This is a genomic window from Erwinia persicina NBRC 102418, assembly GCF_001571305.1.
Taxonomy (GTDB): domain Bacteria; phylum Pseudomonadota; class Gammaproteobacteria; order Enterobacterales; family Enterobacteriaceae; genus Erwinia; species Erwinia persicina.
In genome coordinates this window covers 1-11,046 of sequence record NZ_BCTN01000033.1, presented here as the reverse complement: position 1 = coordinate 11,046, position 11,046 = coordinate 1, and the positions used below count along the sequence as shown (strand labels likewise).

General features: G+C 52.8%; 16 protein-coding genes. 10 read left to right on the top strand and 6 right to left on the bottom strand.

Annotation, left to right across the window (positions count from 1 at the left end):
- Positions 1–12: 12 nt before the first annotated feature.
- From rplQ to EPE01S_RS21560, 4 genes are all read left to right on the top strand, one after another.
- Entirely contained in the window at positions 13–399 is a 387-nt protein-coding gene (rplQ, locus tag EPE01S_RS21575; RefSeq protein WP_003850180.1) for a 50S ribosomal protein L17, read from the top strand.
- Between the two features lie 121 nt (positions 400–520).
- Positions 521–892 carry a DnaJ family domain-containing protein gene (locus EPE01S_RS21570; RefSeq protein ID WP_062749330.1) on the top strand — a complete coding sequence of 124 codons (372 nt, stop codon included), beginning with the start codon at positions 521–523 and terminating at the stop codon, positions 890–892.
- Positions 892–1,323: a Zn(2+)-responsive transcriptional regulator gene (gene zntR, locus EPE01S_RS21565; protein ID WP_062749328.1), complete on the top strand. Its 432-nt coding sequence runs from the start codon at positions 892–894 to the stop codon at positions 1,321–1,323. The genes EPE01S_RS21570 and zntR overlap by 1 nt, the downstream gene beginning before the upstream one ends.
- Before the next feature lie 55 nt (positions 1,324–1,378).
- On the top strand, positions 1,379–1,594 hold the full coding sequence (locus tag EPE01S_RS21560; protein ID WP_062749326.1) for an alternative ribosome-rescue factor A: 216 nt from the start codon (positions 1,379–1,381) through the stop codon (positions 1,592–1,594).
- A gap of 40 nt (positions 1,595–1,634) precedes the next feature.
- Here the strand turns inward: EPE01S_RS21560 and mscL are convergent, their stop codons facing one another.
- The 5 genes from mscL to def form a co-directional block, all read right to left on the bottom strand.
- Positions 1,635–2,048 carry a large-conductance mechanosensitive channel protein MscL gene (gene mscL, locus EPE01S_RS21555; RefSeq protein WP_062749324.1) on the bottom strand — a complete coding sequence of 138 codons (414 nt, stop codon included), beginning with the start codon at positions 2,046–2,048 and terminating at the stop codon, positions 1,635–1,637.
- Positions 2,049–2,166: 118 nt separating this feature from the next.
- On the bottom strand, positions 2,167–3,543 hold the full coding sequence (gene trkA / locus EPE01S_RS21550; RefSeq protein WP_062749321.1) for a Trk system potassium transporter TrkA: 1,377 nt from the start codon (positions 3,541–3,543) through the stop codon (positions 2,167–2,169).
- Positions 3,544–3,602: 59 nt separating this feature from the next.
- The gene (gene rsmB, locus EPE01S_RS21545) at positions 3,603–4,892 is read right to left on the bottom strand and encodes a 16S rRNA (cytosine(967)-C(5))-methyltransferase RsmB (protein WP_062749319.1); all 1,290 of its coding nucleotides are present in this window, start codon (positions 4,890–4,892) and stop codon (positions 3,603–3,605) included.
- Positions 4,893–4,943: 51 nt separating this feature from the next.
- Positions 4,944–5,891, bottom strand: a complete 948-nt coding sequence (gene fmt / locus EPE01S_RS21540) for a methionyl-tRNA formyltransferase (RefSeq protein ID WP_062749317.1) — start codon at positions 5,889–5,891, stop codon at positions 4,944–4,946.
- A 23-nt stretch (positions 5,892–5,914) separates the two neighbouring features.
- Positions 5,915–6,424, bottom strand: a complete 510-nt coding sequence (gene def / locus EPE01S_RS21535) for a peptide deformylase (protein ID WP_062749315.1) — start codon at positions 6,422–6,424, stop codon at positions 5,915–5,917.
- A gap of 126 nt (positions 6,425–6,550) precedes the next feature.
- Between def and dprA the strand changes: the two genes are divergently transcribed.
- Genes dprA through EPE01S_RS21505 form a run of 6 tightly spaced genes read left to right on the top strand, consistent with a single transcriptional unit; the run spans position 6,551 to position 10,349 of the window.
- Positions 6,551–7,675 carry a DNA-protecting protein DprA gene (dprA, locus tag EPE01S_RS21530; protein ID WP_062749313.1) on the top strand — a complete coding sequence of 375 codons (1,125 nt, stop codon included), beginning with the start codon at positions 6,551–6,553 and terminating at the stop codon, positions 7,673–7,675.
- A complete protein-coding gene (smg, locus tag EPE01S_RS21525) occupies positions 7,647–8,120 on the top strand; it encodes a DUF494 family protein Smg (RefSeq protein WP_062749311.1) in 474 nt (157 codons plus the stop codon). Before dprA ends, smg begins: the two co-directional genes overlap by 29 nt.
- Before the next feature lie 25 nt (positions 8,121–8,145).
- Positions 8,146–8,715, top strand: coding sequence for a DNA topoisomerase family protein (locus EPE01S_RS21520; protein WP_062749309.1), 570 nt, complete (start codon positions 8,146–8,148; stop codon positions 8,713–8,715).
- On the top strand, positions 8,699–9,265 hold the full coding sequence (tsaC, locus tag EPE01S_RS21515) for an L-threonylcarbamoyladenylate synthase type 1 TsaC (protein WP_062749307.1): 567 nt from the start codon (positions 8,699–8,701) through the stop codon (positions 9,263–9,265). Before EPE01S_RS21520 ends, tsaC begins: the two co-directional genes overlap by 17 nt.
- Positions 9,266–9,276: 11 nt before the next feature.
- Entirely contained in the window at positions 9,277–10,092 is an 816-nt protein-coding gene (gene aroE, locus EPE01S_RS21510; protein WP_062749305.1) for a shikimate dehydrogenase, read from the top strand.
- The gene (locus EPE01S_RS21505; protein ID WP_062749303.1) at positions 10,089–10,349 is read left to right on the top strand and encodes a DUF1488 family protein; all 261 of its coding nucleotides are present in this window, start codon (positions 10,089–10,091) and stop codon (positions 10,347–10,349) included. Before aroE ends, EPE01S_RS21505 begins: the two co-directional genes overlap by 4 nt.
- Here the strand turns inward: EPE01S_RS21505 and EPE01S_RS21500 are convergent.
- Positions 10,316–10,870, bottom strand: a complete 555-nt coding sequence (locus EPE01S_RS21500) for a gamma carbonic anhydrase family protein (RefSeq protein WP_062749300.1) — start codon at positions 10,868–10,870, stop codon at positions 10,316–10,318. The two genes, EPE01S_RS21505 and EPE01S_RS21500, sit on opposite strands and share 34 nt — an antisense overlap.
- Positions 10,871–11,046 lie beyond the last annotated feature (176 nt).

Below are 11,046 nucleotides of genomic sequence, written 5' to 3'. Positions count from 1 at the left end.
AAGGATAAGGTCATGCGCCATCGTAAGAGTGGTCGTCAACTGAACCGCAACAGCAGCCATCGTCAGGCTATGTTCCGCAACATGGCTGGCTCTTTGGTTCGTCATGAGATCATCAAGACGACCCTGCCAAAAGCGAAAGAGCTGCGTCGCGTAGTTGAGCCGCTGATTACTCTTGCCAAGACCGACAGCGTAGCTAATCGTCGTCTGGCATTCGCCCGTACTCGTGATAACGAGATCGTGGCAAAACTGTTTAATGAGCTCGGTCCGCGTTTCGCGAGCCGTGCAGGTGGTTACACTCGCATTCTGAAGTGTGGCTTCCGCGCTGGTGACAACGCTCCGATGGCTTACATCGAGCTGGTTGATCGTCCAGAAGCTCAAGCAGAAGCTGCAGCAGAGTAATCTGCCGCAGTACTTGAAAAAACCCCGCTTGCGGGGTTTTTTTATATCCAGAATTCCTCCTCCTTTTTAACTCACTTGTAAATACGTTATGCTGACCTCAATCTGATTTACGGAGGCAATAATGTCCTTACTCGATCAACTGGCAGAAACACATATTCTTGCTGCTCTACGTCAGGGTGAGCTTGACGATCTTCCCGGATCGGGCAGACCGTTGCAGCTTGATGATGACAGTCATGTACCGGCAGAGCTGCGCGCTGGCTATCGCATTCTTAAAAATTCTGGTCATTTACCACCGGAACTGGAGATGAGACGCGAAGCACTCGAGTTAGATGAATTATTACGTACAGTCGACCCCGCAGATAAGCGCTATCAGCAGCAGGAAAAACACCTACGGCTTCTGGAGATAAAGCTACGCCAGGCCGGCGTTAATACTGACTTTTTGCGAGGTGGTTATGGCAGCAAAGTGCAGCAGCATTTTCTTGAGGAGAAGTAATGTACCGTATCGGGCAACTGGCGAAACTCGCTGACGTGACACCAGACACTATCCGCTTCTATGAAAAACAGCAGATGATGGATCACGAAGTGCGCACCGGCGGCGGCTTCCGTCTTTACAGCGACAACGATTTAAAGCGTCTGAAGTTTATCCGCTATGGCCGCCAGCTGGGGTTCACTCTTGAATCTATCCGCGAACTGCTTTCCATTCGTGTCGATCCTGAACATCACACCTGTCAGGAATCCAAAACGATTGTGCAAAAGCGACTCAACGAAGTCGAGTCCATGCTCAGCGAACTGCAGCACATGCAGCGCTCACTCAAGCGGCTGAATGATGCCTGCTGTGGTACCGCGCACAGTAGCGTTTACTGTTCAATACTGGAGGCTCTGGAGAAAGGAGCGAGCTCGACAAGGGATAAAAGCACCGATTGAAATTCTGTTATCACAGGTTTATATTCTTTGACGTCATTCATCAACAGGAAAAATCATGACTGTTTACCAGCATAAGAAAGGCACTATCCGCCATAATGCGCTTGAAGCATTGCTTCATGACCCGCTGTTTAAACCGCGCGTTGAAGCCAATGAAAAAGGCAAAGGCAGCTACCGCCGCAAAGATAAACATGCGAAGAAAGGTAACTGGGAGGCCAGTGGTCAGAGCGTTAACCGCGTACTGACCACTGGCCTTCCGGCTAATCAGGCGTAAAAAAACCGCCGTGAAGGCGGTTCCGTGAACGTCATGTCGCTTACAGCGGTTTATTATTTTGTTCTTTCAGCAGGTCGCGAATTTCACTTAACAGGGTTTCTTCAGCCGAGGGCTTTGCCACCGGTTTTTCCACTTCTTTCTTTTTGTACATTTTGTTCATCACTTTAATGGCCATGAAAATGGCAAAAGCCACGATGACAAAATCAAAAATGGTCTGCAGGAAAATGCCGTACTGCATTACGACCGCGGCTGTTTCTCCTTCGGCCGGCTTTAATACCCATGCAAACTGTTTGAAATCAACGCCACCGATCAATAATCCCAGCGGAGGCATGATGATGTTTGCTACGAGTGAGGACACGATTTTGCCAAACGCAGCACCGATGATGACACCGACTGCCAGGTCCACCACGTTGCCACGCATCGCGAAATCGCGAAACTCTTTGAATAAACTCATTGTTATCTCCTGTTTTTGCCAATGATGTAAGTCTAACAAACGATCGTGCATTTTCCACGGCGTGAGAGGATAAAAATCCGCTGCACCCGGCGTTGAAACAGGGTGAGCGAAGCGAGCATCACAGGAAGAAAGGGCTAGGCTGGAACAGCCTTTCAACGTCGGGCACGAATTTTTTATCCGTCAGAAACATGATCACATGGTCACCCTGCTCAATTCGAAGATTGTCATTGGCGATGATCACATCATTCCCTCGCACCACGGCACCGATAATCGTACCAGGGGGAAGCTTGATATCATCGATCTGGCGGCCCACCACTTTGGATGTCGACTCTTCACCGTGAGCAATAGCCTCAATCGCTTCCGCCACGCCACGGCGCAGTGAAGAGACGCCGACAATATCAGCCTTACGCACGTGGCCAAGCAGTGCCGAAATCGTCGCCTGCTGCGGAGAGATCGCAATATCAATGACGCTGCCCTGGACAAGATCAACATAGGCACGGCGCTGGATAAGCACCATGGCTTTCTTCGCGCCCATGCGTTTGGCCAGCATCGCCGACATGATGTTAGCTTCATCGTCGTTAGTGATGGCGATAAACAGATCGATCTGATCGACGTGTTCTTCCGCCAGCAGCTCCTGATCCGACGCATCGCCGTAAAAGACAATGGTATTTTGCAGATTCTGCGCCAGTTCGGCTGCCCGCTGCTGATCCCGTTCGATCAGCTTAACGCTGTAATGCTTTTCCAGACGCTGTGCCAGACCGAAACCAATATTGCCCCCTCCGACAATCATAATGCGCTTGTAGGGCTTTTCCAGACGCTGATATTCACTCATCACTGCCCGGATATTCTGGCTGGCGGCAATAAAGAACACCTCATCTCCCGCTTCGATGATGGTCGATCCCTGCGGTCGGATCGGGCGATCCTGACGAAATATCGCTGCCACCCGCGTATCAATATGCGGCATATGTTCGCGCATCACCGACAGCGCGTTACCGACCAGCGGGCCGCCGTAATAGGCTTTCACCACCGCCAGACTCACTTTACCTTCAGCGAAGTTCACCACCTGCAGCGCGCCCGGGTATTCAATCAAGCGGTAGATATTGTCAATCACCAGCTGCTCAGGCGAGATTAGATGATCGATGGGCACCGCCTCCGGTATAAATAATTTGTCGGCATCGCGGATATAATCCGGCGCGCGGATGCGGGCAATACGGTTCGGCGTGTTAAACAGAGAATAGGCAACCTGGCAGGCCACCATATTCGTTTCATCCGAGTTGGTGACGGCAACCAACATATCAGCATCTTCAGCGCCGGCCTCACGAAGGACCCGGGGATGCGAGCCATGCCCCTGAACCACGCGCAGGTCAAATTTATCCTGCAGCTGCCGTAAACGCAGCGCATCGGTATCGACCACGGTAATATCGTTGTTTTCACCGACCAGGTTTTCAGCAAGGGTTCCGCCGACCTGTCCTGCGCCAAGAATGATGATTTTCATTGAGCTTCAGTCTGTTGGTTGTCGTTCAGGTTAGGGTGCAGTTTACCGCGCCATAGCGATCATTGTTTTATCAATTTAGCGTAATAGAAGCCATCACCACCATCGATTTGCGGGAAGACCTGAATCCCTGGCTGGGCCTGATCACCGGTATCGCACAGACGTGCGTCAGCATGTCGCTGCAGGAACTGGGTTATCTGCAATGCATTCTCTTCGGGGAGTATAGAACACGTGGCGTACAGCATGGTGCCGCCTGTCTTCAGATGAGGCCATACCGCATCCAGTATCTGCTGTTGCAGCAGGGCCAGCTCCGGTATATCCCGGTCGCGGCGTAGCCATTTAATATCCGGGTGACGGCGGATCACGCCGGTTGCAGAGCATGGCGCGTCCAGCAGGATACGATCGAACTGAGTGCTTCCACACCAGTCCTGCGGGGTGCGCCCGTCACCCAGCTTAACCTCTGCCTGCATATTCAGCCGCTGTAAATTCTCGCTAATTCTGGCCAGCCGCTGTGCATCCACATCAACCGCCATAACTTCAGCCTGTGGAGCTGCTTCCAGAATATGCGTGGTTTTTCCCCCCGGTGCGGCGCACAGGTCGAGGATCTTCTCGCCGTTTTGCGGGTCGAGCAGCGCGACGCAGCCCTGGGCTGATGCATCCTGTACGGTCACCCAACCCTCTGCAAATCCCGGTAGCTGACCTACGGCACAGGGTGCCTCCAACCTTAAAGCATCGCTATGCTGCGGATGAGCAAAAGCAGTTTTACCACTTTCTTCCAGCAGGGCCAGCCAGGCATCACGGCTGTGATGATTCCGGTTCACGCGTAGCCACATGGGTGGGCGCTGATTATTAGCTTCCACAATGTGCTTCCACTGACCGGGCCAGGCGCGTTTCAGACGTTCCAATAGCCATTTAGGATGCAGATGCTGTTGATCACCTTCGTTCATCTGTTGCATCAGTGCTTCCTGCTGACGCTGGAACTGGCGCAGGACACCGTTAATCAACCCTTTTAGCTGCTGACGTTTCAGGGCGATGGCACCTTCTACCGTCTCCGCCAGCGCGGCATGTGCCGGAATGCGGGTGTACATCAGCTGATAAAGGCCGACCATAATCAGATAGTGGATCGTCCGTTGCTTACCGGTCATCGGGCGTGACATCAGCTTGCTGATAATCCATTCCAACTGTGGCAGGGTGCGCAGGACGCCATAGCAAAGCTCCTGTAACAGGGCAGCATCCTTTTCACCGACCATTTTCTGGGCGGCGGGCAGCACGTTACTGAGCGATTGCCCCTGCTCTACGACTTTTTCGATAGTCTGAGCGGCAACGCTGCGTAAATTGGTATTTTTTTTCATAGTGGGTTCGCAATTCTGACGAAAACCCGGTATGCGCTACCGGGCATCGTGTCAGGCAATGATATTGCCAGGGGTAAACCATTCACGGCGGGAATTAAGCAGATCCTGGGCTTTCATGGCTTTCTTGCCGGCAGGCTGCAGTTCTTCAATATTCAGTACGCCATCGGCCGTGGCGATCTGAATACCCTGTTTATCGGCCTGCAGGATTTCACCCGGCTGGTGTCCGTTAACGGCGGCCAGAACGGAGGCCTTCCACACTTTCACGGGTTGTTCATCAATGATGAAGTAGCTCACAGGCCAGGGATTAAAGGCCCGGATACAGCGCTCCAGCTGTGCGGCAGAGAGTGACCAGTCAAGGCGAGCCTCTTCTTTACTCAGTTTCTCGGCATAGCTAACCAGCGATTCATCCTGCACTTCTGGCTGTACGCTACCGTCTGCAATCTGGGTCAGTGTGGTCAACAGGCCGGTCGGGCCGAGCTGCGCCAGTTTGTCATACAGTGTGGCGCTGGTGTCTGTGGCTTCGATAGGACAGGCCAGTTTGTGCAGCATATCGCCGGTATCGAGGCCGACATCCATCTGCATAATAGTCACACCGGTTTCAGCATCACCAGCCCACAGCGAACGCTGTATCGGGGCAGCACCGCGCCAGCGCGGCAGCAGAGATCCGTGAACATTAATACAGCCCAGACGCGGCATATCCAGCACGCTCTTTGGCAGGATCAGCCCATAGGCAACCACCACCATGACATCGGCGTTCAGCGCAGCGACCAGTTGCTGGTTTTCCTCAGGACGTAAGGATTTAGGCTGAAATACCGGAATACTGTGTTGTTCAGCCAGATGTTTCACCGGGCTGGCAGTCAGCTTATTACCACGACCGGCAGGGCGGTCTGGCTGAGTGAATACGCCCACCACCTCATGTCCTGATGACAACAGCGCGTCGAGATGACGCGCTGCAAAGTCAGGGGTGCCGGCAAAAATGATTTTCAATGATTCGGACACGTGATTCCCTATAGCCAGCGAGCTTAATCGCGGGCGCTCTGGCGATACAGTTTTTCCAGCTTTTGACGAATACGCTGACGTTTCATTGGCGACAGGTAATCAATAAACAATTTACCCACCAGATGATCCATCTCGTGCTGAATACAGATTGCCAGCAGCCCATCGGCTTCCAGCTCATAGCTTTTGCCTTCACGGTCAAGCGCACGGATTTTGACTTTCTCGGAGCGCGGCACCAGGGCACGCTGTTCCGGAATAGACAGGCAGCCTTCTTCGATACCCGTTTCGCCGCTCTCTTCCAGCAACTCAGGGTTAATCAGTACCAGACGTTCGTCACGATTCTCAGAGACATCAATAACAATGATGCGCTGATGGATATCCACCTGAGTTGCGGCCAGGCCAATACCTTCTTCGGCATACATCGTATCAAACATATCATCGACGATACGCTGGATATCGGCATTCACTTCTTTTACGGGGTTCGCAACGATGCGCAGGCGCTCGTCAGGAAAATGTAATACCTGCAAGACTGACATAACTTTCCAGATCTGTGTTCAAGGGATTAGATATTTATCCCTCTTATTGTAGACATTTCGCGCTGGGATTGACAGCATTCCTGGCAGGTAACCTTCAGGGGAAGGGGCTGAATCAGGGAGCGATTTATGTCACCAGTGGAATGTGCATTGCGCCTTTCAGGCGTAGCCGGAATCTCCAGTTCACAGCGTCTGAGTTTATTGACGGCTTTACAGGCGATTGCACAGCCGGATGAGCGGGCGCTGGCCTCTCTGGGATTATTACCCCATCAACAGCAGGCGTTCCTTTTATACGATACGGCAATGATTGCGCAGAGTCTGGAATGGCTGGAAGCACCGCAGCACTATTTTATTACCCCACTCAGTCCTTATTACCCGGCACAATTAAAAACGATTGCCCAATTTCCGCTGATACTGTTTGTTGCCGGCGATCCGGCTTTACTGGCTACCCCGCAACTGGCTGTCGTGGGGAGCCGTCACTGTTCACATTATGGACGTGAGTGGGGAAGCTGGTTCAGTCAGGCTCTGGCCCTCAGCGGGCTCACCATTACCAGTGGCCTGGCATTAGGCATTGATGGCGTTGCCCACCGTGCAGCGCTGGAAGTCGGGGGTAAAACTATTGCGGTGCTGGGCAGCGGATTAAATACGCTCTACCCACCACGCCATGCGACACTGGCAGAACAGATTATTGCCGATGGTGGGGCACTGGTTTCTGAGTTCCCGCTGTGTGTGAAGCCGTTACCTGCGCATTTTCCCCGGCGTAACCGCATTATCAGCGGGCTCAGCCTGGGCGTTCTGGTGGTAGAGGCGACATTACGCAGTGGCTCACTGGTCACCGCGAAACTGGCGCTGGAACAGAATCGGGATGTTTACGCTGTTCCCGGGGCCTTGGGTAATCCTGGCAGTGAAGGAACACACTGGCTGATTCAGCAGGGAGCCTTACTGGTAGCACACCCTAATAATATTATCGAACAAATACAGAGTGACCTGACGTGGCTGCCTGATTTATCACAACTGACAAACAATTCCGCAGAGAGTGCTAATCCTCCATTGCCATTTCCCGATGTGTTGGCTAACGTAGGAGATGAGGTTACACCTGTTGACGTCGTCGCTGAACGTGCCGGCCAACCTGTGCCAGCCATCGTAGCGAAGCTGCTTGAGTTGGAGTTAGCAGGGTGGATCGCAGCTGTACCCGGCGGCTATGTCCGATTGAGGAGGGCAAGCCATGTTCGACGTACTAATGTATCTGTTTGAAACGTACATCCACAACGAAGCAGAAATGCGCGTTGATCAGGATAAATTGACGGATGATTTAGCCGAAGCAGGTTTTCATCGTGAAGATATTTATAATGCGTTGAACTGGTTGGAAAAGCTGGCGGATTATCAGGAAGGCCTGGTAGCTCCGATTCAGTTGACTTCCGATCCGCTGTCTATGCGTATCTACACCGAGGAAGAGAGTCAGCGTTTAGATGCCAACTGCCGTGGCTTTATTTTGTTCCTGGAGCAAATTCAGGTACTGAATCTGGAAACACGTGAAATGGTCATCGAACGTATCATGGCGCTTGATACCCTCGAGTTTGATCTGGACGATCTCAAATGGGTGGTGCTGATGGTGCTGTTTAACATCCCAGGATGTGAAAACGCCTACCAGCAAATGGAAGAGCTACTTTTCGACGTCAATGAAGGAATGCTGCACTGAAGATTGCCTTCGTGTACACAATGTTATGAATAAAACAGCGCTTTTCGCTGTGCGAAAAAATGAATCCTGCCCCCAGTGTGGGGCAGACCTGGTTATTCGCTCCGGGAAGCACGGTGCTTTCCTTGGGTGTTCGCTTTATCCCGAGTGTGACTATATTCGTCCACTAAAAGGTCAGGCTGACGGGCACATTGTTAAAGTGCTTGATGGCCAGTTGTGCCCGAAATGCGGTGCCGCTCTGGTGCTGCGTCAGGGGCGTTATGGCATGTTTATCGCCTGCGGTGATTATCCCGAATGCGACCACACAGAAACCATCGATAAGCCGGATGAAACCACACTCGCCTGCCCACAGTGCCAGGGGGGCAGGCTGGTACAGCGCCGCTCGCGCTACGGTAAAACCTTCCATGCCTGCGATCGCTACCCGGAATGTCAGTTTGCGGTGAATTTTACTCCGGTTGAAGGCGTCTGTGAGTTTTGCCAGTTTCCGCTACTTATTGAAAAGAAAACCGCCAGAGGTGCAAAGCGTTTCTGCGCCAGTAAAGCCTGTGGCAAACCTGTAACGTCTGAGAATGGTAGTGAAGATGAAATCCGTGGATGATTCGCTAGCGCGGTGCATGAGTCAGTTACGTCAGTCTGCAGTAATAGCTTATCCCACTGAAGCCGTATTTGGTCTGGGGTGCGATCCAGACAGTGAAAGCGCCGTAATGAAGCTGCTGGCGTTGAAATGTCGTCCGGTAGAGAAAGGGCTGATCCTGATTGCCTCTGACTATCAGCAACTGCTCCCCTATATTGCAGACGAACAACTTTCTGTTGAGCAGAAACATCGCATGTTTTCCCGCTGGCCGGGACCGGTGACCTGGGTATTGCCATCAAGAGCAACGACACCGGCCTGGCTGACAGGGCGTTTTTCTTCGCTGGCGGTGCGCGTCAGCGACCATCCTGACGTCGCGGCACTCTGTAACGGTCTCGGTAAGCCGCTGGTGTCCACCAGTGCCAATCTGACGGGGCTGCCACCCTGCCGTAACATCGCAGAAGTCCTGGCGCAGTTCGGGAGCGATTTTCCTGTGCTTCATGGGGAAACCGGTGGCCGCCTGAATCCATCAGAAATTCGTGATGTATTAACCGGTGAGCTTATTCGCCAGGGGTAAAAGAGAACACTATGTCGTTTGTCGTCTTTGGTAATCCAATTCATCACAGTAAATCACCGCGTATTCATCAACTGTTTGCTGAACAGACCGGGCTGCTACATCCCTATACACGTTTTTGTGCGCCAGTGGACGCTTTTGAGCAAGCGGTAGGGGCGTTTTTTGCCGCAGAAGGAAAAGGCGCAAATGTAACGCTGCCTTTTAAGCAGCAGGCTTACACGCTGGCCAGTGAATTAAGTGAACGTGCGGCGTTGGCGGGTGCGGTCAATACGCTGAAGAAGCTGGATGATGGCCGCCTGCTGGGCGATAACACCGACGGTATCGGGCTGCTAAGCGATCTGCAACGTCTGCAGTTGATCGAACCCGGCGATCGGATCCTGCTGATCGGGGCAGGCGGGGCGGCCCGCGGTGTGATCCTCCCTTTACTCTCTACTGATAGCCGCATTGCGATCACTAACCGCACTTATGCGAAAGCTGCAGAGCTGGAGACGTTGTTTCATCGGCATGGTGACGTCAGGGCTGTCACCCGTGATGAACTCACCACTATGCCTTTTGATCTGGTCATCAATGCGACCTCCAGCGGCGTTGCAGGCAGTGTTCCTGATCTGCCGGCTTCACTGATCAATGCACAGACCCGTTGCTATGACATGTTCTATCAGGCAGGTGAGACGCCTTTCCTGCGGTGGTGTCGTCAGCAGGGTGCGACTCAGATGGCGGATGGCCTCGGTATGCTGGTGGGGCAGGCTGCCCATGCCTTTATGTTGTGGCACGGTGTTATGCCGGACATCACGCCCGTTATTGCTGTGTTGAAAGCCGAGATGAGTGAGTGAATCAGTCGATTCAGTTTCCCGAAAGAGAATGGTGGGATGATGCAGCGCGAGCGGTGTGCTTTACCGCGCTGGTGGATGGCTTTCAGTGTGTTTGCGCTATTGGCGGCGAAGTTTTACTTCGCCGCTTTGCTGCAGAAGGTGATCCCCTTAGCTGCTTCCGTCTGAACCGCTGGGAACTGGAAGATGATGCCGAGCGTGCGATCAGGCAGCAGGATGAAGATGCTCAGGGCTGGTTCTGGCTCTCTTCTGACAGGTAATCATTTTTCCAGCCCACATAGTTACTGGCAGAATAAAGCAGGCCGTCAGTCTCTTCTTTCGTCAGCGGTCTGATTTTTTTCGCCGGGCTTCCCAGATAGAGAAAGCCGCTCTCCAGTCGTTTGCCCGGAGAGACCAGGCTACCGGCACCAATCATCACGTCATCTTCGACGACGACACCATCCAGCAGAATCGCCCCCATACCGACCAGTACCCGATTGCCAATGGTGCAGCCGTGCAGCATGGCCTTATGTCCGACAGTAACATCCTCGCCGATGATCAGTGGATGGCCTTGCGGATTAGTGGTGGACTTGTGAGTCAGATGCAGCACGCTGCCGTCCTGGATGTTAGTCCGTTTACCGATGGAGACGCGGTTAACATCTCCACGGATAACCACCAGGGGCCAGACACCGACATCATCCGCCAGAACGACATTGCCAATGACGACGCTGGTGGAATCAATCATTACACGCTCACCCAGTTGGGGGCGCACTCCTTTATAGGTACGTATGTTGTGGCTCATCATGACCTCATTGTTGATAAGATCCTTCCAGCCTGATGCCAGGCCGGTAATTGATCAATGATCGCGGCAAAAAACGCGCTAATTTTGTGCGGATCGTCTGAGATCTCAACGATAAGAGTGAAAACCCAGCAACTAAAAAGAAAGATCCAAAAAAGGCTTGTGCAATAAATTCGGAT

Bases quoted from the DNA above. Each gene is read 5' to 3' on its own strand.
- EPE01S_RS21520 (WP_062749309.1), top strand. From the start codon at position 8,146: ATGAATAAAACAGCGCTTTTCGCTGTGCGAAAAAATGAATCCTGCCCC.
- smg (WP_062749311.1), top strand. From the start codon at position 7,647: ATGTTCGACGTACTAATGTATCTGTTTGAAACGTACATCCACAACGAA.
- rplQ (WP_003850180.1), top strand. From the start codon at position 13: ATGCGCCATCGTAAGAGTGGTCGTCAACTGAACCGCAACAGCAGCCAT.
- aroE (WP_062749305.1), top strand. From the start codon at position 9,277: ATGTCGTTTGTCGTCTTTGGTAATCCAATTCATCACAGTAAATCACCG.
- mscL (WP_062749324.1), bottom strand. From the start codon at position 2,048: ATGAGTTTATTCAAAGAGTTTCGCGATTTCGCGATGCGTGGCAACGTG.
- trkA (WP_062749321.1), bottom strand. From the start codon at position 3,543: ATGAAAATCATCATTCTTGGCGCAGGACAGGTCGGCGGAACCCTTGCT.
- def (WP_062749315.1), bottom strand. From the start codon at position 6,424: ATGTCAGTCTTGCAGGTATTACATTTTCCTGACGAGCGCCTGCGCATC.
- tsaC (WP_062749307.1), top strand. From the start codon at position 8,699: ATGAAATCCGTGGATGATTCGCTAGCGCGGTGCATGAGTCAGTTACGT.
- zntR (WP_062749328.1), top strand. From the start codon at position 892: ATGTACCGTATCGGGCAACTGGCGAAACTCGCTGACGTGACACCAGAC.
- rsmB (WP_062749319.1), bottom strand. From the start codon at position 4,892: ATGAAAAAAAATACCAATTTACGCAGCGTTGCCGCTCAGACTATCGAA.
- EPE01S_RS21570 (WP_062749330.1), top strand. From the start codon at position 521: ATGTCCTTACTCGATCAACTGGCAGAAACACATATTCTTGCTGCTCTA.
- dprA (WP_062749313.1), top strand. From the start codon at position 6,551: ATGTCACCAGTGGAATGTGCATTGCGCCTTTCAGGCGTAGCCGGAATC.
- EPE01S_RS21560 (WP_062749326.1), top strand. From the start codon at position 1,379: ATGACTGTTTACCAGCATAAGAAAGGCACTATCCGCCATAATGCGCTT.
- EPE01S_RS21500 (WP_062749300.1), bottom strand. From the start codon at position 10,870: ATGAGCCACAACATACGTACCTATAAAGGAGTGCGCCCCCAACTGGGT.